The sequence below is a fragment of the Pseudomonas sp. FW306-02-D09B genome, assembly GCF_058782685.1.
On the sequence record NZ_JBYSXY010000002.1, the window covers coordinates 384,495 to 405,065 of the forward strand.

18 protein-coding genes are annotated in these 20,571 nt (G+C 59.1%); 6 read left to right on the forward strand and 12 right to left on the reverse strand.

What is annotated here, in order from left to right:
* Positions 1–263: 263 nt before the first annotated feature.
* The 7 genes from AC3WK5_RS05965 to cpaB all read right to left on the reverse strand — a co-directional run bounded on the left by AC3WK5_RS05965 (position 264) and on the right by cpaB (position 8,050).
* Entirely contained in the window at positions 264–842 is a 579-nt protein-coding gene (locus AC3WK5_RS05965) for a hypothetical protein (RefSeq protein ID WP_256585208.1), read from the reverse strand.
* A gap of 373 nt (positions 843–1,215) precedes the next feature.
* A complete protein-coding gene (locus AC3WK5_RS05970; protein ID WP_103316924.1) occupies positions 1,216–2,553 on the reverse strand; it encodes a hypothetical protein in 1,338 nt (445 codons plus the stop codon).
* A gap of 243 nt (positions 2,554–2,796) precedes the next feature.
* Positions 2,797–3,681, reverse strand: a complete 885-nt coding sequence (locus AC3WK5_RS05975) for a type II secretion system F family protein (RefSeq protein ID WP_103316922.1) — start codon at positions 3,679–3,681, stop codon at positions 2,797–2,799.
* A gap of 1 nt (position 3,682) precedes the next feature.
* A complete protein-coding gene (locus AC3WK5_RS05980; RefSeq protein WP_103316920.1) occupies positions 3,683–4,567 on the reverse strand; it encodes a type II secretion system F family protein in 885 nt (294 codons plus the stop codon).
* 18 nt (positions 4,568–4,585) lie between these two features.
* Positions 4,586–5,860 carry a TadA family conjugal transfer-associated ATPase gene (locus AC3WK5_RS05985; protein ID WP_054595466.1) on the reverse strand — a complete coding sequence of 425 codons (1,275 nt, stop codon included), beginning with the start codon at positions 5,858–5,860 and terminating at the stop codon, positions 4,586–4,588.
* Positions 5,857–7,047, reverse strand: coding sequence for a CpaE/TadZ family protein (locus AC3WK5_RS05990; protein WP_103316917.1), 1,191 nt, complete (start codon positions 7,045–7,047; stop codon positions 5,857–5,859). The genes AC3WK5_RS05985 and AC3WK5_RS05990 overlap by 4 nt, the downstream gene beginning before the upstream one ends.
* 61 nt (positions 7,048–7,108) lie before the next feature.
* Positions 7,109–8,050: a Flp pilus assembly protein CpaB gene (gene cpaB, locus AC3WK5_RS05995; RefSeq protein ID WP_103316915.1), complete on the reverse strand. Its 942-nt coding sequence runs from the start codon at positions 8,048–8,050 to the stop codon at positions 7,109–7,111.
* A 329-nt stretch (positions 8,051–8,379) separates the two neighbouring features.
* On the opposite strand from cpaB, the gene AC3WK5_RS06000 reads away from it, so the two are divergent.
* The 4 genes from AC3WK5_RS06000 to AC3WK5_RS06015 all read left to right on the forward strand — a co-directional run bounded on the left by AC3WK5_RS06000 (position 8,380) and on the right by AC3WK5_RS06015 (position 11,549).
* Positions 8,380–8,583 (forward strand): Flp family type IVb pilin, encoded by a 204-nt coding sequence (locus AC3WK5_RS06000; protein ID WP_103316912.1) that lies wholly within the window; start codon positions 8,380–8,382, stop codon positions 8,581–8,583.
* 54 nt (positions 8,584–8,637) lie between these two features.
* Positions 8,638–9,051, forward strand: a complete 414-nt coding sequence (locus AC3WK5_RS06005) for a response regulator (RefSeq protein WP_103316910.1) — start codon at positions 8,638–8,640, stop codon at positions 9,049–9,051.
* Between the two features lie 38 nt (positions 9,052–9,089).
* On the forward strand, positions 9,090–9,293 hold the full coding sequence (locus tag AC3WK5_RS06010) for a Flp family type IVb pilin (protein ID WP_103316908.1): 204 nt from the start codon (positions 9,090–9,092) through the stop codon (positions 9,291–9,293).
* Positions 9,294–9,473: 180 nt separating this feature from the next.
* Entirely contained in the window at positions 9,474–11,549 is a 2,076-nt protein-coding gene (locus AC3WK5_RS06015; RefSeq protein ID WP_103316906.1) for an autotransporter family protein, read from the forward strand.
* A gap of 57 nt (positions 11,550–11,606) precedes the next feature.
* On the opposite strand, the gene AC3WK5_RS06020 is transcribed toward AC3WK5_RS06015, so the two are convergent.
* Entirely contained in the window at positions 11,607–13,277 is a 1,671-nt protein-coding gene (locus tag AC3WK5_RS06020; RefSeq protein WP_103316905.1) for a ShlB/FhaC/HecB family hemolysin secretion/activation protein, read from the reverse strand.
* 199 nt (positions 13,278–13,476) lie between these two features.
* Positions 13,477–15,012 (reverse strand): collagen-like triple helix repeat-containing protein, encoded by a 1,536-nt coding sequence (locus AC3WK5_RS06025; protein WP_103316902.1) that lies wholly within the window; start codon positions 15,010–15,012, stop codon positions 13,477–13,479.
* A 389-nt stretch (positions 15,013–15,401) separates the two neighbouring features.
* Between AC3WK5_RS06025 and AC3WK5_RS06030 the strand changes: the two genes are divergently transcribed.
* Positions 15,402–15,851, forward strand: coding sequence for a DMT family transporter (locus AC3WK5_RS06030; protein WP_103316900.1), 450 nt, complete (start codon positions 15,402–15,404; stop codon positions 15,849–15,851).
* A 20-nt stretch (positions 15,852–15,871) separates the two neighbouring features.
* Here AC3WK5_RS06030 and AC3WK5_RS06035 read toward each other — a convergent pair whose 3' ends face one another.
* Both AC3WK5_RS06035 and AC3WK5_RS06040 read right to left on the reverse strand, forming a co-directional pair.
* The gene (locus AC3WK5_RS06035; protein WP_103316898.1) at positions 15,872–16,726 is read right to left on the reverse strand and encodes a MaoC family dehydratase; all 855 of its coding nucleotides are present in this window, start codon (positions 16,724–16,726) and stop codon (positions 15,872–15,874) included.
* A gap of 2 nt (positions 16,727–16,728) precedes the next feature.
* A complete protein-coding gene (locus tag AC3WK5_RS06040) occupies positions 16,729–18,081 on the reverse strand; it encodes a 3-oxoacyl-ACP reductase (RefSeq protein ID WP_103316896.1) in 1,353 nt (450 codons plus the stop codon).
* Positions 18,082–18,199: 118 nt separating this feature from the next.
* Between AC3WK5_RS06040 and AC3WK5_RS06045 the strand changes: the two genes are divergently transcribed.
* Positions 18,200–19,477: an acetyl-CoA C-acetyltransferase gene (locus AC3WK5_RS06045; protein ID WP_103316894.1), complete on the forward strand. Its 1,278-nt coding sequence runs from the start codon at positions 18,200–18,202 to the stop codon at positions 19,475–19,477.
* Here the strand turns inward: AC3WK5_RS06045 and AC3WK5_RS06050 are convergent.
* Positions 19,464–20,492, reverse strand: a complete 1,029-nt coding sequence (locus AC3WK5_RS06050) for a bile acid:sodium symporter family protein (protein ID WP_103316892.1) — start codon at positions 20,490–20,492, stop codon at positions 19,464–19,466. The two genes, AC3WK5_RS06045 and AC3WK5_RS06050, sit on opposite strands and share 14 nt — an antisense overlap.
* Positions 20,493–20,571: the final 79 nt, after the last annotated feature.

The window sequence follows — 20,571 nt, forward strand, 5'->3', positions numbered from 1 at the left end:
GCAAATAGAAGTGTGTGGCCCGCGGCTCAGTCCAGCAGTCCGGAATACGTTCCCCATCCCCATAGGGTAAAAAAACCGAATAATGAATAGGCAACCATTCGATGGGAAATGATGATCCAACGTCGTAGGTGCAAGGGAAACCGCTGAATGTCATCGATAGAGTGCGGGTCGCTTCTCAGCAGGAATGAATCTTGCGCATGCAGCATTATCGAGAGGTGACTCAGGCGGTAGCTACGACCGTACAACCCATTACCCATTACCCATTACCCATTACCCATTACTCGGCGATTGCGGCCTACAAAGTAGGAGTTGCAGAGATGTGATTCAAGTTCTTCCAGTTTGAAAATACTGATGTATGCCCGCAGCAATAAAATCATCAGCGTCAGGACAAGAAAGGCACTCAACAGGGCTGTGTAGAGCAGTTTCAGCTCGTCCATTGGACTGGTAATTGTTGTGTGCATATACAGCAAACCGTCCCAGAGCAAGAGAAGTCCAGCACAGGTCATCGCGATGCGTATCAGATTTCTTGGAATTCCCACCCATATTCTTAGACGCGTCGGCAGGGTTTCAGCTTCCATAAACGCATAAGGGTCCAACATCTGATGCTGAAAGAAACTGCCTGTTAACGCACCTATCAGCCTTAGTCTGTTCATCCGTCCAAACGGACCGTTGCCTACACTTTTTCGATTGATGCTCACGAGATGAGACGCGATGAAGTATTTTTCAATGTGATCGAGCTTGAAGTAGGCGGCAAACAATATGATTGCCTGGCTGAGAAAAGTCAGAAGAAAAACAATCATCCATAAAGTGGGTTGAATTTGATCAATGGGGAGAGCTATCACAAGTAGCCCTTAATATTGATCCAAACTAAAACTCCAAACCCCCAAACGATGCAGCACGCATTGATGTGACCAGGAATCATGACCCAAGGCCGCAGGTTCCTTGGGAAGTGCTTTACTTCCTCGATTGAGTTTGGGTCCATTTTTCGGAAAAACTTGAACACCAACAGCGACCATATCAACACTAAATTCCCGGTTCTGAGGATGAGCGGAGTACTGGCGTCACCTCGGTGAGATGCGACAAAACGGGAGTGTTTAAAGTGACTTTGCATCTCTTTAAGCTTGTAGGTCGCGACATAGACCATAAATGCGTAGTTCAGGAAAAATAGTGTGAACAGTGGGATGCCAGACAAGCCTATAATTTGGTCAAGCGTCATTACTCAGTTACCTCATACAATTTCTCGCCGAAGTATTCGCCAGCTTGACCGCCACTGTCTCCCATTTGCGATGCCAACATTCCGCTTACAACCAGCATGCAAACCATACCGCCCACCCCATAAGTCCCTGCACCGATGGCTAAACATGTGCCCTCGGCCACTGTTACTCCAATTGCGCTCGCGACAGCGCCTCCTGCGACATTTCCCAGCAACTTTCCTCCCTCCACAAACTTCACCTGCCGACACTCCTCCACCCGCCCGGCTCGACACGTCTCATGAATTTTCATTGCCGCAGAACTGGCACCCAAACCAATCGCCACATAACCACCCGCTTTCATGTACTTCGAGGCTCGCGCAACACCCTCGATATGAGTGGCATAACCTGGCAACTGAGTCGGTGCGCCAGCTTTGCTCCAATGATGAACCGTTCGACGAGTGGATAGTCCTAACGCACGTTTGAGTTTGGGGTGATCCGGGATGCCCGTAGTCTTACGCATCATAGGTCCCAAACTGGCATCCAGTTTCGCCATGAGTCGCTTACGCTGCGCAAAAAAAACGGGGGATTTCAGGTGGCCGTATTGCCGGTACTGTTCCTGATGTAAACGCTCAAGCTCGGTGAGGGTGTTTCGCAGCGTTTCCAGATGCTGGCCAACCATAAAGGACGCCACACCCAGCGCTCCTGAGGCGACCCCCAAAAACGGCTCGATCACCTCATGATGCTCAACCATGAATGCCGCTTCTTCATCGCTTAGGTCCTTGAGCGCTTCGTTGGTCTTTTCAGCGGCGATCATCATTTGTGCTTCTTCGCGGCGACACAGGTAATGCCGAGAATCGCTGAAGATCACCATCTGTCCTGGTTTCACCTGTTCGCCGAGATGGCGGTTGAGTGAGCGGAACACTTTACGCAAGGCATCGCTGGGCGAGTTTTCGTACAGCGAGCGTTCCAGTGTTTCGAGACTCATCGGCCGCTGGATGATGTGAAACCCGGATTCGACCGGTTGGGGCAGGGTGAAAGCGTGATCTTCGACCAGATGCTGCGCCGGTGGCGGTTCGGGTTTTGGTTTGAAGGCGTTCCATGAGGCGCCGCCGTTATCGGCGGCGACGCGAGGCACCACCATCAGCCAGTCTCCGCTGCTGACAGCGTCGATGAGTTTTTTCTGATGGGTCGCCTGCATGTAGTTGGAGCGATGTACGCCGACGGCTCTCAGCAGGTCGTCGAAACCTTGCAGATTGTCTGGAGAACTTAGGGCCTGGCGCAGGTTATAGGCCGCCTGGCTGCTGTCGAGCACCTGGCCGCGCTGGCTGGCGAGTTGGCTTTTGGGGATGAGTTTGGTCATGCCCGTGTCCCGTTCCGTGGAAACGGGAGACTGTGGCGAGTCGGCTCAAGTACGGATGTCGGACAAGTTGCTTAATTGAGTAGGGTGAATCCGAATCTGGAGCTGGCTTGTCAGAGATGGCGTCTGTTGTTCACTGCAAGGCTTACGGGCCTCTTTACCGGCAATCAGGTTCCCGCGCAGGCTCGGTAGCTGCTGGTGGCTCATCCGTCGTATTTCAAAGTTGTAGGAACTGATGACGCGATTCTAGGACCCAAACGCCCGGCCAATAGCAGTGAACCCCGGGCCGGCCAAGACGATCAGCAAGGCGGGAAACAGAAACAGCATCATCACCACGGACATCTTGGCGGACATTTTCGAGATGTATTCCTGCTGGTGTGTCAGGCGCCGGTCATCGAGTAATTGCTTGAGCGTGAGCAGCGATTTCATGGCGCCGCCGCCCTGATGGATCAGTTGCTGGAGGATCACGCAGGTGTCGGTGAGTTCATCTACCGTCAGCAGCGTCGCGGTCTTGTGCAGCTCCTGGCCGAGTTCCAGGCCGGAGTCGACCCGAGTCAGGATCAGCCGTAGTTCAGTGGTCAGCTCCGGAAGCAGTTTATGCGCCTCGCTGCTGAGTACGCGCAGTGACTGCTCTACGGCCATGCCCGATTCGAAGAGAATGCGCAGCAGTGGGATGAACGTCGAGATCTCGATGGCAATGTTTCTTTGCCGACGTTTTACCGCATAGGCCAATAGTCGTTTGGGCAAGAGATAACCCAGCCCGGCGCCCAGTATCGGCGCAAGCCAGTGGTTTTGCGCGGAGGGGTAGAACACCTGTTGAAAGAACACTGCGAGCCCGAACACCAGCAGAGGCGTGCCGACCTGGCATGCGGCGAATAACGAGCGCTCGCTGGATTTGCGCCAACCCAGGCGTGCGAGCAAGGTCTGGGTTTCACTGTCGATGCTGAGCGAGCGCTGGCCAAACCGGCTGTTGCCGAGCGCCCGCAGCCAGTTGCCGAAAGTGTTGTCGTGCGCCACATGCCCTTGCAGGCGTTGGGTGACATGCCGCGCGCGTCGTCGCTGCTCCAGCAGATGGCCGAGCACCAGCGCTATGGCTCCCAGAAACAGCAAGGCGCTCACCAGTAAGACCATCTCAGACACTCCGTAACATGCGCCACAGCGCCAGGCACCCGACGATCTGTAAGCCAACCGCGGCGATCAGCATGTGCTGGCCGGAAGGGTCGTGCCACATGCTCAGCATGTAACCGGGATTGGTCAGCATGAAGTAACTGGCGATGAGGAGGGGCAATGCCCCCAGAACCCAGGAGGTCATTCGGGTCTCGCCGGTCATGGCCCGAAGCTGACGGGCGCCTTGCTCGCGTTCGCGAATCAGCTTCATCAGGTTCTCCAGCAGCTCGCTGGCATTGCCGCCGTAACGGTGATTGACCTTCAATCCCAAGGCAAACATGCGCAGTTCGTCCTGGTCGTAAAACTCGGCAAAATCGTGCACGGCGTCGGGCAGGTTGATCCCCAATTGCACGTTGCGCTGAATTCGTCCCATCGCTCTTTTAAGCGGGTTGGCGCTGGCCTCGATGCTGCCCATCACCGCGTCGGCCAGGGTGCGGCCGGATTTGAGGCTGCGTATGGTGTGATCGAGCAACGCCGGCAACTGTTCGATCATTCGCCTCAGGCGACGCCGATAACGCCAGGAAATGTACAGGCGTAGAATCAACGGTTGCAGGACTAACAGTGTCAGCAGTCCCAGCCAGCCGTCCAGCACAAACCCGAGCAGACCGATAAACACCCAAAATCCCAGCCATAGCGGCAGACGCTCCGTCGGGCGGCCCAGGCCTGCGCGCACAAAGGTCCGCTCAAGGTTGGCCCACGCCGGGTTTTCGACGATCAGATGCGGTTGCCCCTGAGCAAGGCGATTCAGCACGCGTTCGTTGCTGGTCTTGCGCAGGCCTTGATAGAACAGCCAGATCGACAGTCCCAGCAACACGAGAAACATCAGGCTGAGCAGTATCGGACCGATCATCGCGCAAGCCTCGTCAAGTCAGTTGAGGGGCAGAGCCAGCTCATGGCGCAGCTTGTCGCCAGCGGGGTTGACCGCCTCGCGCAGAAAGCCGAAACCGGTCCGTCGGTCGAAACGAAACAGGGTGTTGGTGACGTAGATGTCCTCGCGGATCCCCACCACTTCCACCACCTCGCTGACGCAGCGTCGGCCATCGGGCAGGCGCGTCAGTTGAATCACCACGTCGAGTGCCGCGCAAATCATCTGCCGTAGCGTGCGCTCGGCGATTTGACGCCCGGTCAGGCCCACTAACGTCTCCAGGCGCAACAGCGCGTCCTGAGCATTGTTGGCGTGGACGGTGCTCATCGAACCGTCGTGACCGGTGTTCATGGCGGTCAGTACGTCGAGCACTTCAACGCCACGGATTTCGCCAAGGATGATTCGATCCGGGCGCATCCGCAGGGCGTTGCGGATCAGGTCACTGGCTTTCACTTCGCCGTGGCCCTCGGCGTTCGGCGGGCGGGTTTCCAGGCGCACGACGTGAGGGTGGCCCAGTTGCAGCTCGGCGACATCTTCGATGGTCACCAGGCGTTCGTGAGGATCGATCAGTTGACTGAGGATATTCAGCAGCGTGGTTTTACCGGTGCCGGTCCCGCCGCTGATGAGGATGTTGCAGCGTTTGCCGACGGCTTTCTCGATGAAGTCGAAAATCGCCTGGTCAATGGTTTGCATCGCCATCAGGTCGCTGCTTTTAAGCATGTCCTTGCGAAATTTACGAATCGACAGGCACGGCCCGTCCAGCGCAATGGGCGGGATGATCGCATTGACCCGGCTACCGTCCGGCATGCGCGCATCGACCATCGGCGATGACTCGTCCAGACGCCGTCCGAGTGGCGCGAGGATCCGTTGCATGACCCGTTCGACATGATGCGCGTCGATGAATCGCAGGTCGCTTTGGTGCAATACACCGTCACGTTCGATGAACACCCGGTGAGGGCCGTTGACCAGGATTTCGGTCACGGCGGGGTCGCGCAGCAGCACTTCCAGTGGACCGAAACCGGTGAGTTCGTCGACGATTTCTTCTGCCAGACGCTCCATTTCGTAGCGCGAAATCGCCAGGTGCAAGCGGGCGATGTATTCGGCGACCTTGTCGGTGACGAATTGCGCAAGGAGCGGGCGCGAACCTTCCAGCAGGTTTTTCCCCGACTCTTCGATGGCATCGATGACATAGCGATGCAGCACCAGCTTCAGGCCCTCGTGGTCGGTGTTGCCAATCGGGCTTTGAGTCTGTGCACCGAAGAGTTTTTCACCGCTCATTTGTGGCCTCGCAAGCGATTCAGCCAACTGATTTTGGGGGTTGCCAGCGTTTCAGAGTGCTTGGCCAGACGTTCGCCCAAGGTGCGCAAACTTTGGGTCAGGACCTCGCGGGGAGCCAGGTCAAACAGGGTTACGCCCTGGTTTTTGGCGTTGAGCCGAACCTCTGGGCTGTAGGCCAGGACGGCGATGACTTCGAGGCCAAAGGTTTTGCCCAGGGTGTCGGCGTCCGGGGCGCAGTGGCGCAGGTAACGGTCGACCAGCAGTTGGGCGTGCTCAAGCTTCATGCCTTTTTCGCGCCACAGGTTGAGCACCGTGAGGTTGCGTCGGCAGTCGAGCACGCTCTGGTCGGTGTACCACAGTAATTTGTCGCAATGGCTGACGAAGGTGCGCAGGGCTTCGCTGTCAGGTTGGCCGGTGAGGTTCACCACGATGTGTTGAAAGTGTTGTCGCAAGGCGCTGAGCAACATGTACAGCTCGGCGGCGCTGGTGCGCTCCAGCGGTTCGTCATTGTTGGCGTAGGCGAGGATTCGCAATCCGGCTTCGGCGCTGGTGAAGGCGCTGTCGATCAGCGTCGCATCAAGGCGCCGCAGATGCCGCAATGCATCACCAAAATGGAACGAGCTCTCCAGGCCTAACAACGCAAGGCTGTCACCACGGGGCAGGCCGAGGTCGAGCAGCAAGGTGTGCTGGCCACTCTTCTGGATCACCAGGGCCAGGTGTCCGGCGAGCAGGGCGCCGTCGGCGTTGCTTTGAGTACCAAAGAGCACTGTCAGGCCACCCATTTGGGTAGTGGTTGCGACAGGCGGCAGACGTTTGCTCAGGCGTCGTACCAGGCCCGAGACTTCGCTGGCGCGTGAGCCGTAGGCTACAAAATCCCGAGCTCCGGCGCGCATGGCGTTGAGCACCAACTGATTGTCCATGCCGTCGCCCAGCGCGACGATGGCCAGCATCGGTTTGGCTTCCAGCGCACCTTCGATCAACGCACTCTGGGCCACTACATGGTCGCGGTCGAGGCCGATGAACACCAGGCTGGCGAAGGTCACGTCGACCAGCGCGAGCAGTTCATCGAGGCTGCCGCCACCGGCGCTGACCACTTGGCCCAAGGGCGCCAGTGCGCCTTGCAACCATTCAAGGTCAGTGCTGTTGCGAGTAATCGCAAGGAACGTCTGGCTCAGGTTCTGGCTCATGGTGAGAGTCCGATGCGTGTGTCGAAGTTGCCGTTTTTTGAGGCCATGCACCCTTGCGCAATCAAGGGGTTTGTTGGGTGACCTGATTGCCGCGTATGACCTCGATGCCGCGCCGCGACACCTCTACCGTGCGGGTGTGGACGATGGTTTTCGGTGCAATGCCCTGGGCCAGTTGATTGAACTGGAATAGCTGACTGTTGGCGCTACTCAGGCGGGTGGATGAGTCGCTTTCACCGGCCCAGTATTTGGCCAGGAGTTGTTCTTCGCTGCTGCGTACGGCCAGGCGCAAGGTGCCGACCTGAGTCGCCAGCATCATTCGGCTGAGCAGTTGTTCCGGCACCGCCAGCACGACGCTGCGGGCCGCGATGCGGCGTTGATCCTGTTTGAGTTTTTCGTCGGTGCTGGCGGTGGGGGAGGCGGGTTTGCCTTCGTTGGTCAAGCCGAATTGTTCGCCAACGCCGAGTACACGCATGGCCGGAATCACGATTTGCGCCGACTGCTGCGTATTGATGGCGTCCTGACGCAAGAACAACAGCACGTCGACGTAATCCCCCGGGATCAGTTGTCCGGCAGCGCCAATGACTTCGTCTACCGCCACCGCCAGCGCGCGTTCATCGCTGTGGATCATTCGTGCCAGCGCGCCGCCGGCCTCGAAACTCTCGTTGCTCAGCCAGGTGCCCGCGCTCAGGCGCCGCCAGGGTGTGCGGCCAACGGCCTGGTCCAGGCTGTTCAAGCTGCCGACGGGGGCGCTGCGGAGTTTTTCCAGGGTCAGGTCGGCGGCGGTGAGGGGGGTAAACGGCAGGACATCATGCACCAGCACGACGACGGCCTGGCGCGTCTGGTCTTCGGCGCTAGCAACGGTTTTTTCCAGCGCAACGGTGACAGGGGTGGTGACGGGTTCGGTTGCTAGCGGTTGCCGGCTCAGCACCAACCCCCAGTACCCGACAATGACGGCTGCGACTAACAGTAGTCCAGCCAGACCCATAGTGACGCGGCTGTTCATGACGGCTCTCCCTTTCCTGCTGCATCACCGGCTCGTAACGTTCAACGAGATAATTCGCAATCAGGCAGCTATGAACATGCAACTAATTCGCTATTTGAAAGTAGTGCAACTAAATCAAAACGCCATCACTGGGCAAAAAAATAACTCATAAACGCATGAAACTCCGGTGAATTCGTCGTATTTCAGGCGCCAACATTCCGGTTAATACTTTGTGATTAATCGCTTATTACAGTTGCTGGAGCGGGGTTTGTTGGCAATGCTCCGATGGCAAAGCGCAATCATGTCGTGCACCTGTTTCATCGGCGCCCTCGGCGCAAAGGAGAAGTCGTATGTTCCTTAACTTCGTGCGGTATCTGCACATCCGTTTCCAGTTATTCATGAACAGGACCGAGGGCGCTGCAGCCATTGAATATGCGTTGATTATCGCGATGGTGGCACTGATCGTCGTAGCCTTCATCCCGAATATGGGCAAGTCGGTTCATGACACTTTCAACAAAGTCATTACTTCACTGGGGGGGACGGTTGTGCCCTGACCGGTGGGGCCGCGCACGCGTACCCGATTGTTGACTCAGTGACAGGAATCACACATGAACGCTTCTTCAGCTCCGCGCCAACAGTTGCTTCTGGTGGACGACGAAGAAGACGCCCTGTTGGAGCTTGCGGAATTGCTGGAGGGCGAGGGCTTTTGTTGCTACACCGCAACCTCGGTCAAACTCGCGTTGCAGCATCTGACTCGTCACCCCGATATCGCGTTGGTCATCACCGATCTGTGCATGCCCGAAGAAAGCGGCATGTCATTGATCCGCCGTTTGCGTGAACACACATCCCGACAGCACTTGCCGGTGATCGTGACCTCCGGCCATGCCGACATGGACGACGTCAACGACATGCTGCGCTTGCAGGTGCTGGACCTGTTTCGCAAACCGATCTATCACGTTCGCCTTCTGGAGACCCTGGACAACCTGTTCCCGCAATCGAAGATGCACCGTGTCAGTCCTTAGAACCTTCAGAGTGTTCTACATCTTGCAGGAGAAGTCGTATGTTCCTTCATTTTGTGCAGTATCTGTCCATTCGATTCCAGCTGTTCATGAGCCGGACCGAGGGTGCTTCGGCGATTGAGTACGCGCTGATCGTTGCGATGGTGGCCCTAGTAGTTGTTTCCTTTATCGTGCCGCTAGGGGATTCGGTGAAAGCCACCTTCAACAAGGTCGTCGGTGCATTGGGCGGCGTGCAGGTCACTTGATCCATTGGAAAAACTGACGTCATTCATTTGGCATTTTTTTGATGGTGTCCAAATGATGGCGCCTGTATATTGCCCGCGCCTGAACCAGCTCCCGCTGGTTGGCCGGTATGGATGCCTGAAAGAAGCTGGGCGCGCCTGCTGAAAAACGCGTCTTCCATAGGCTTCTGAAGGGAATCTGCATTGAACACCTCTTGCCTGCGCCGCTCGTTGTTGGCGCTTTCCGTGGCTGCTGCCGCGATTCACACCCCTGCCATTGCCGCACCTTTGAACCTGATCAACGACGGCTCGATCACGGCCTACGGTGACGGGGCTTTTGGCATCAAGGATCAGGGCGGTGTTGTGACCAACAACGTCCTGAATTCGGGCAGTATCGCTGTCAGCGGAATGAACGCGACCGGGATGGCACTGATCGGTACCCGCATCGGTAACAGTGTGATCAACCAGGGCACGATCACCGCCACGGGCGCCAACGCTGAAGCGTTGCGACTGGATGGTGCTACGTTCGCGCCGACCCCTGGTGTCAGATCGTTCAGCATTTACAACACTGGTCTGATCTCCGGCGAAAGCCTCGGTATTCATGTCAGCAACCAACCGGCCAGTGGCCGTTTCATGTCGATCGATCAACAGTATGGTTCGATCGAAGGCGGTAACGCGGCCATTCAGGTCGACGACGGAGAAGCCTATTTCTACTGGAATGGCGGTAACGTCAAAGGCAATCTGATGGGCCTTTCCGGCGTGAAGATCAATGGTGATGTGAACTTCGACGGTTCGACCATCAAGGCTGGCTACATCACGGTGGAAAAGGGCGAGCTGACGCTACAGCAGGCCCACACCACGATCATCGGCGAATTCGACATGGAAGAGCCGAGTTCGGTGTTGCATATGTTCCTGGGCAACGACACCAACCCCAATCTTCCGGTGCTCAAGGTCACCGGCCTGGCAGACATCGGCCCAGGTGCTCGTCTTGAGTTGAAGGCGCGCTCCGAAGACTTCCGTACGGCTAATGGCGGTACCCGTTATACCTTGATCAGCTCCGGCAAGCTGGAAGGCGGCGAAAACCTGACGGTTTCGTCTTCTTCGGCGTTGCTGGAAGTGAAGAGCTACGGTGTCGAGGGCAACGACGTGAAGGCATTGGTCGATGCCAAGGGTGAGGCCGTCGTGGGGCAAAACGTTCTGAATGCCGGTGGTTCCTCGAACGCCGCCAGTGCGGCTGCGCGTGTCTCGAATGGCTTGATGACCAAGCTGGATGAACACGATCCAGTGTTCCAGGCCTTCGCCAACGCCAGCAGCGACGCCGAACTGGCCAAACTGGCTGAAAAGCTCACTCCTGACGTCAGCGGCGGTGCGACCCAAGCTGCCGTCAGCGGACAGTCGTTGATCAACAGTGTGATCAACACGCGCTCCAGCAGTGCCCGCAGCGGTTTGTCCTCGGGTGATGTGTTGGCCGAAAAAGGCGTGTGGCTGCAAGCCTTGAACAGCGATGCCGATCAAGGTTCGCGCGGCGGTGTCGCCGGTTATAGCGCCAACAGCCAGGGTATCGCCGTGGGCGCTGATGGTCAGTTGAATGCCGACACCACGCTGGGTATCGCTTACAGCTACCTGAACAGCAACGTGACGTCCGACGCCGGGAGCAAGACCGATGTGATCGGTAATGCGCTGACGCTTTACGGCAACTGGACTCACGACAATTTCTTTGTCGACACCTCGCTGACTTATGGCTGGAACACCAACGAGTCCAAACGCTACATCGCCGGCACCCGTGCCAAGGGCGATTACGACAGTGATATCTTCGGCGTGAACGCGTTGGCCGGTTACACCTTGCGCTTCAATCAGCAGGTAGTGCTGGAGCCGCAGGTCGGCGCGCGCTATGCCAACGTGGCGATCGATGCGTACCGCGAGAAGGGCAGTTCGGCCGCGTTGAGCGTCGGCAGCCAGCGTTTTGAAGTGGGTGAGATGGGCCTCGGTGCGCGCCTCGCTGCCGCCTTCGATCTCGGCGCCGGCAGCCTCCAACCCGAAGCCAAGGCCATGGCGTGGCACGACTTCATCGGTGACCAGGCCAACGCGACCTCGACCTTTGTGCTCGGCGGCACACCGTTCACCACCAGCGGTGCGAAACCTGCGCGTGACAGTTATGAACTGGGTCTGGGCGCCACCTACCGGATCGGGGCGTGGAGCGTGGGCGGTTCGTATGATTACCTGACCAAAGCCGACTTCAATGCAGACACCTTCACCGCCAAGGTTCGCTACGACTTCTGATTGATTGGCTGTCACCCAAGCGACCCGCCATGAGCGGGTCGTTTTGTTTCTGCGGCTCTACAACTGGTAGCTGAAACTGATGCTGTAACGCGTACGCCGATTGAAAGTGTCCAGTGCTTCATCGGACATGGCCTTGCCTGCTTCAAGGGCGATGTTGTAGTACCTGGCGTCACCGAAGCGCAGGCCGACGGCCACCGAGGACAGGTTACTGCCTTGTATTGGCAGGGTGTTGAACCAGGTTTTCGCGCGGTCCAGTACTACGTAGGGTTGCAGGATGCGCACCCAGTTACCGGCGCGGTTGAAGCTGTAGTTGACTTCATAAGCCGCGCCCCAGCCCTTGTCGCCGGAGGCCTGGTCGTCGGGGTAGCCACGACCGAAGTTCTGCCCGCCGAATACCGCACGCTCGCTGTCGGGCAGGGTGTCGTCGGTCCAGTACAGCGCGGCTGACAGCACACCTTGCCAGTTGTCGAAGAACTTGTTGCTTTGCACACCCGAGAGTCGCAGGCGGAAGAAGTCCAGGTCATAGGTCGGGTTGTTGGTGTTGGCACCCATGCCATTGATGCCCTGGTACACGCCGCCACTGATGATGCGCAGTTGTCGGTCATCGGCTTTGCGCCAGTCACTTTCGAAGGCCAGGGCGCGGATGTCGGTTTTTTCATCGACCGTAATCGGATAGCCAAGCACTTTGTAGCGGGTCATGTCGTCGACCGCATACAAGCGTGTCGTGAGTGTGAGCAGTTTGGTGGGTGAGGCAATCAGTGGATGGCTGAACCCAATGGAGTAGCGATCGTTTTCACGGTGGGATTTGAGTTGCAGGCCGTTGTCCAGTTGCACAAGCGTCGCCGGGTCGGCGCGGTAGCTCGAACCGGACAACAATAGCTGCGTGCCTTCGGCATTGAGGAACTGGTTGTAGTCCAGGCGGTAGTATTTTTCGTGGTCATCGCCGGGTGGAAACAGACCGCTGAGGGTGATCTGCTCGCCCATCGACGTTTGCGAGTTGCTGCTGACACCGAGCAAGGCTTTGGTGCCTTTGCGGTTGTCTTCGGTGGTGCTCAGGCTACTGGCGAACGGTTTGCGACTGGCCTGCGCGATCAGGTAGGTCGCGCCGTCGGTAGTGCCCGGTGGCGGCACTTGTGCTTGTACAGTGACGCCGGGAATGCGGCTCATCAAGGTGGTGTAGCGCTCGAAAGTCTTGCGCGTCAGCGGGCGTTCGGCCTGCAGCTTGGCCACCAGTTTGTCGAGCAGGCTCTTTACCCGACCGACATCGCCCTGCAATTGATAGTCCTTGATATAGCCCTCTACCAACACCACGCGCACCACGCCTTTATCGAAGGTTTGCTGTGGCAGGAACGCGTAGGACAGCAAATAACCATCCTCCTGATAGCGTCGGGTGATGCTGCGTGTCGCTTCGATCAGTTGCGCGAGGGTGGTTTCATGGCCAAGCAACGGTTGATAAACGGCCCCCAGTTCGCGCAATGGGTAAAGGGTCCCGCCTTCAATTTGCACGGTGCGCACGCTGACCTTGGTGCCCATCGTCAAGGGTTGTGCCGCGGTGGCGGCAGGCTCCGGGACTTGCAGCTTTGGCGTGGCCGGACGGTAGGCATCGGCAGGCAGGTTGGGGACAGGCAGGTTGCGAGTGGTTTCGTTGCTATTGAGGAAAGCGGGGAGGGAGTCGGCATAAACACCAGAACAACAGCTGAGCAGCAGCAAGCAAGCCAAAGCGCGCATAGAACACCCCATGATCAAAACCGCAGCATTGCGAAAGGATCTTCGATCAGCTGTTCCCATCAGGTTCTGAGGACGTGATTCGGGGACAACCGAGGTCTTGCACCAACATGGAAAATGACGGAAAACCCATTCGAATCTTCCGTCTCCAACCAAACGTAGGCGCTGTAGGAACGGCCGTCGAATCGGCCAGGTGCAATGACTACTTGGTACCCGTCAGTGTGCCGGTCAAACTGCCCAGCGCACCGAGCCCACTGGTAGTACCGCCAGAGGTCGTGCCGGTGAGCAGGTTGCTGACGGTAGTCCCTGCGGCGGTCACGGTATTGCTGACCGCAGTGACAACCGGGTTGGGGGCGGCAGCGGTGATGTTGGTGCCTGCGCCGCTGATGGCGACACCGCTGGTGACCGGATTCAACGCAGCACCGAGCGTTGCGCCGACTGCGGCCAGAGGCGCGGTCGGCGCTGTGTTGGCGACACCCGTACCGCCCAGGAGCGTACCTGTTCCAGCCACCAGGTTGCCCGCCGAACCGCCCGTTACTGCGGCAGAGCTGATCGTTGGGTTGGTGCTGCCGGCGTTGAGTCCGCCAGCGACATTCATGACAGCACCGCCGACGGTTTCCAGCAGCCCGCTGCCTGTCAGACCACCCACTCCACCCGCCGTACCCGACGTGCTCGTCAGGCCACCGGCCGCGCCAGTGGTGGTTGCCGTGTTAGCCAATGCGCCACCGACGATGTTGGTCAGCGGATTGCTGGTGCTCGAGGTGGCGACATTGCTGCCCAAACCACCGAGTGCGCCGCTGACGTTGTTGAGCAGACCATTGACCGGGGCGCTTAGCCCGGTGGCACTGGCGACCTTTCCAGTCAGTCCTTCAGCCAATGTGACCACCGGAACCAGCGTGTTGGTGCCCACACCATTGCTCAACGAACCCAGCGGACCACTGCTGGTCACGGTGCTCAAGGTGTTGCCGAGCATGGAAACGCTATTGCCTACCCCACCCACCACGGGAGCGACCTGGGTGATCAGGCCGCCGACAAGAGGAATGCTTTGAGTGGTTGTCGACAGTTTGCCGCTCAGATCCGTCACGCCGTTGCCGACGTCAGTCACGACATTACCGACCACCGCTGTGGTGCCACTCACCGCCAATGGGTTGGAAGCCAGTGTTCCCAGCCCGCTGCTCAGGCCGCTGCCCAGGCTGTCGACCACATTGCCCGTCGTATTGACTGCACTTTGAAGGACGCCGCCGACTACCGGAAGGGGCGCGACGGCAGTGCCGAGATCGCTCACGCCAGCGCCTACACCGCTGACGGTATTGCCCAGATCGGAAACCAGCGTACTGGTTGTCAGGGCCGGGCTGGTGGTGCCGCCACCGGTTCCGCCAGTCCCACCGCCAGTTCCGCCTGTTCCTGTCGTGCCGCCGGTAGTGCCACCGGTTCCTCCTGTTCCCGCCGTGCCGCCGGTAGTGCCACCGGTTCCGCCTGTTCCTGCCGTGCCGCCGTTAGTGCCGCCAGTGCCGTCTGCTCCGCCAGTACCCGCCGTACCGCCACCACTGCCGTCCGTACCACCGCTGCTACCCGAACCACTGGAGCCGCCTGCACCTGCGGCACCCGCGGCGCTATCAGGTGATGAGCTGCCGGGACTGCTGTGATGACCGCCACCGCCGCTGCTGCAACCGGTCAGGCTGAGACTCAGGACCAACGCCAATGCAGTACTGGTTTTCAACAAAACGTGAGAGCTCATGAGTAAGTTTCCTTGCACCTGTCACAACGATCACTGTTTTCGATGGCCTGCCAGTTCTGTTGCTGGCAATGCCTCGTCCGTTGCTTATCTATCTAATGCAGGTGCTGTTTCATGCCATTCTCAACTTGGTATTAACCACTTATATATCGCGGATCGGGTTGTACTTGAGGGCTAATACCAACGGTGTGAAAGGGTGCGCTTTCTTATAATAAAATCCTTATAAATCAATGAGCGGTGTTTTCTTGAAAACCGTGAGGCACTTCGAAAAACTTAAGTTATATATATACAATTAACCGGGGGCGATCAGGCGTGGCTGCACGCAAATGTCGCCCACGGTTCATCCGAGGGCGGCGTATACTGCGCGCCTCATTTACTCAGTGGAGAACAGCATGCCGGCCCCCGTCTGGTGGTTGCTTTGCCTGCCTTTTGTCGCGGGTGCGTTTTTGCCCTTGCAGGCCGGTATCAATGGCCAGTTGGCCAAACAGGTGTCGAGCGTACTGGCTGCCGCGCTGATTTCGTTTTTTGTCGGCACCGTGGCGTTGTTTCTGCTGGTCCTGATCCAGCGCGAAACCCCGGCATTGGAGACGCTCAAAAGCCTGACCTGGTGGCACTGGAGCGGTGGTCTGCTCGGCGCATTTTTTATTACCACGGCGGCTTTCGCCGGACCGCGCATCGGCGCCATGCTGTTCATGGCGCTGGTGCTGGCCGGGCAACTGGGGATGGCGATGACCCTGGATCATTTCGGCTGGGCCGGGTTTCGCGAAGCACCCGTCAGCGCCGGCAAAATTGCCGGGCTGGTGTTGATTATGGCGGGTGTGTTCTTTATCCGGCGCGGCTGATTCGGCGCGGCTGAGCCGTTTCAGGCAAGCGGTCGCCAGGTGCCGGACATGTGTTCCAGATCCCCGGCGCCGATCACCTTGAAGTCACCGCTTGAGCCGGCAACGCTGGTCAGCAAGGAGACCTCGCTGGGCAAGCGCACGGGCTTCTTGAACTGCACGGCAATCTCGATGTTCGACGTCGGCAGATGCCCGCTCAGGGCCGCGAGGGTGCGCGCCTTGATCCACAAACCGTGGGCGATGGCCCGGGGGAAACCGAAGAGTCTGGCGCTGAGAGCGCTCAGGTGAATCGGGTTGTAGTCACCGGAAACCCTGGCGTAGCGCCGGCCAATCTCACTGGGCGCCCACCAGCGGGTGACCTCGTTCATGGTCAGGGCAGAATCCGTCGACGGCTCAATTGCTTCGCCGGGAAGCTTCACGCCTTTGCAGAGCATCTGGCTTTCGGCTTCCCACAGCGGCCCGAGTGCGTCGTCAATCGTGGTGATCAACTCAAACAACGCGCCCTTGGCGTGGGGTTGCAGGTTCTGCACCCGCACGCTTACCCGCACTCGAGCGACTGCGCCCAAGGGGCGCAGAATACGGATGCGATTGGCCAGGTGAACCAGCCCCAGCAGCGGAAACGGAAACGTCCTGGCCGTGAGCAATTGCATCTGCAGGGCGAACGCCAGCACATGAGGATAGGTCGGTGGCAACAGGCCGTTATCGGTAAACCCGCACACCTTGCGATAGGCTGCCAAACGCTTGAGGTCAACGTTGACCCAGCAACGAAAGCCATCCTCGGGCAGGGTGGTGCCGGTGATCTTGCGCCGCGTCGCCGCCCGCCAATACAACTCGGGCAAGTACGGTGTAGTGCTCTGTGAATGCCAATCTGTTTCCATGTTCAGGCCCCCAAGACACTTTGCCCACACACCCGCAGCGCCTGCCCGCTGACCGCGCCGCTGCCGGGTTGGGCCAGCCAGGCGACGGCTTCAGCAACGTCTTGCGGCAGTCCGCCTTGGCCCAGTGAACTCATGCGTCGCCCGGCCTCACGCAAGGTAAATGGAATTTGCGCGGTCATTCGGGTTTCGATAAAGCCAGGGGCAACGGCGTTGATGCTGATTCCGCGCGCTGCCAACAGTGGCGCCCAGGCCTGCGCCAGACCGATCAGCCCGGCCTTGCTCGCGGCGTAATTGGCTTGCCCGCGATTGCCGGCGATGCCGCTGATCGACGCCAGCAGAATCACCCGAGCGTTATCGTGCAGGGCGCCGCTGTCGAGCAGCGCTTTGGTCAATACTTGCGGTGCATTCAGGTTCACTGCAAGCACCGCATCCCAGAATTCCGGTGTCATGTTGGCCAGGGTTTTATCGCGGGTGATGCCCGCGTTATGAACCACAATGTCGATGCCGTTCGGCAATTGCTCGATCAATTGCGCAGCGGCGTCTTCGGCGCAAATGTCGAGGGTGATGCTGTGGCCGCCGAGGCGGGCGGCGAGGGCATCGAGATCGGTCTTGGCCGGTGGTACGTCGAGCAGCACCACCTGCGCACCGTCGCGGGCCAGGGTTTCGGCGATCGATGCGCCGATCCCGCGAGCGGCGCCCGTGACCAGCGCCGTGCGCCCCGCCAACGGGCGAGTCCAGTCCTGGACCTGAGTGTCGCAAGCGTTCAGCCGCACAACCTGTCCCGAGACATAAGCACTCTTTGGCGAGAGGAAAAACCGCAGCGCCCCTTCGAGTTGGCCTTCAGCTCCGGCCCCCACATACAGCAACTGCAAGGTGCCGCCACTGCGCAACTCTTTGGCCAGCGAGCGACTGAAGCCTTCGAGTGCACGTTGGGCACTGGCGGCGAACGGGTCACTCAAGGTTTCCGGTGCGCGCCCGAAAATCACCAGATGGGCGCTGTGCTCGAGGTTTTTCATCAACGGTTGAAAGAACTCACGCAGCTGTTTGAGCTGCCCGGTCTGTATCAGGTCACTGGCGTCGAACACCACGGCCTTGAGCTTGGGACCGTGGCCTGGAATCCACGCTTGGGCCAGCAAGGGTTCGGGGCCATAGCTGTAAATCTGCTCGGTGAGTTTGTTGGCGAACGCGCTGACGTTCTGTGACAGCGGGCCGCCACCGATCAACAGCGCACCATTGACGGGCCGTAGGCGGCCGGCCTCCCAGCGTTCCAGACGAACCGGCGACGGCAGGCCAAGGGCCCCGACCAAGCGGTGGCCGAGGGCCGAATTGGCGAAGTCGATATAGCGGTCAGACATGGAAGGCTCTCCAGCAGTGGGGGGGCAAGGTGTGGACCATGAATCGCGATCAGTCGTTCGACCCACGAGATAAGGCCTACGCTTGTGGGTTATGCCTTTCACAGAATAGGAGCTTTTCATGACTCAGCTGCGCCGCGTTGCGATCATCGGCGGTAATCGCATTCCTTTTGCTCGCTCCAACGGGCCGTATGCCACTGCCAGTAATCAGTCAATGCTGACGGCGGCGCTCGAAGGCTTGATCGAACGCTACAACCTGCATGGCCTGCGCATGGGCGAAGTGGTGGCGGGGGCGGTACTCAAGCTTTCCCGGGACCTCAACTTGACCCGCGAATGTGTGCTCGGCTCGCGACTGTCACCGGCCACCCCGGCCTATGACATTCAGCAGGCCTGCGGCACCGGGCTGGAAGCAGCGTTGCTGGTGGCGAACAAGATTGCCCTGGGGCAGATCGATTGCGGCATTGCCGGTGGTGTCGACACCACGTCCGATGCGCCGATCAGTGTCAGCGACGGCCTGCGCAAGATTCTGCTGCAAGCCAATCGTGCCAAGAGCACCGGCGACAAGCTGAAAACTTTCCTGCAATTGCGTCCCCGGCATTTGATCCCCGAGTTTCCGCGTAACGGCGAACCGCGTACGGGGCTATCGATGGGGCAGCATTGCGAGTTGATGGCGCAGACCTGGAACATTCCCCGTGCCGAGCAGGATCAGCTGGCGCTGGAAAGCCACCAGAAAATGGCCGCGGCCTACGCCGAGGGCTGGCAGAACGATCTGATGACCCCGTTCCTCGGCCTGACCCGCGACAACAACCTGCGCCCGGACGTGACGCTGGAAAAACTCGCGTCGTTGAAGCCGGCATTCGACAAGAGCGACAAAGGCACGCTCACCGCCGGCAACTCGACACCGCTGACCGATGGCGCGTCGCTGGTGTTGCTCGGCAGTGAGGAGTGGGCGAAAGAGCGCGGCCTGCCAATTCTCGCTTACTGGCGCGATGGTGAAGCGGCAGCGGTGGATTTCGTCAACGGCGCCGAAGGATTGCTGATGGCGCCGGTCTACGCCGTGCCGCGTTTGCTGGCACGCAACGGCCTGACCTTGCAGGACTTCGACTATTACGAAATCCACGAAGCCTTCGCCGCGCAAGTGCTCTGCACCTTGAAGGCCTGGGAAGACCCGGACTACTGCAAAAACCGGCTCGGCCTCGATGCCGCGCTAGGCTCGATCGACCGCAGCCGACTCAACGTCAAAGGCAGTTCACTGGCCGCCGGGCATCCGTTTGCCGCGACCGGTGGGCGCATCGTCGCCAACCTTGCCAAGCTGCTCGACGCCGCCGGGAAGGGCCGCGGATTGATCTCGATCTGCGCCGCCGGCGGTCAGGGTGTGACGGCGATTATTGAGCGCTGAGGGCCGCCGCATTTTGTCGCTCGGCCAATACTCGATTGCGATTGGCGTAACTCTCGGCCATCACCGAACAGACGACCAGTTGCAGCGGGTGATAGATCATGATCGGCAACAGGATCAGACCCAGCCCCGGGTTGGCACCGAAGATCAGCGCGGCCATCGGTGCACCGGCGGCCAGGGATTTTTTACTGGCGCAGAACACTGCAGCGATCTCATCGGCGGGGCTGAACTTCAGGGCACGGGCGGTGCGGGTGGTCATCCACAGAATGATCGCCAGCAGCATGGCACTGCCGAGCAATGCGCTGAGAATCACCGTATTGCCCTGTTGCTGCCACATCCCGGAAACCATCGAGTTGCAGAACGCCGCGTAGACCAGCAGCAGGATCACCAGTTTGTCGACGATGTTGGTGTAGCGCTTGTGGCGACTGAAAAACTTGCCGAACAGCGGCCGCAGCAACTGACCCAGTACCAGCGGCAACAGCAACATGGCACAGAGATCGAGCAGGGTTGAACCCAGGTCGATGCCGCCAGCACCGCTGCCCACCACCAGGCTCACCAGTAATGGCGTGAGGAAAATTCCCAGTACGCTGGACAGGCTCGCGTTGAGAATCGCCGCCGGCACGTTGCCACCGGCGCTGCCGGTCAAGGCCACGGAAGAGGAAATGGTCGAGGGCAGGGCACACAGGTAGAAGAACCCGAGCATCAGCAGCGACGGAATGTGTGAACCCAGCAGCTTGTCGCTGACCAGCCAGATCAGCGGGAACACCAGAAAGGTGAAGCCCTGGACCATCAGGTGCAGGCGCCAGTTTTTCAAACCGTGGCGGATCTGCTCGCTCGACAGGTTGACCCCGTGCAGGAAGAACACCAGGAACACGCCAATGTTGATCACCCACTCAGCATGCATCGCGCCCCCCGTTGCACCGAAGCGCGGGAAGACCCAGGACAGCAGCGTGGCGATCAGCATCCCGCACAGGAACCAGTCGGTGACCACGCGTTTGAGGTGTTTGAAGGCATGCATAACGGGCACCGAAGGCATTGTCAGAAGGGGTGACCTAGCCTAAGGTCAAGACTTCCGCCCGTCTTGCGACATAAGGTCA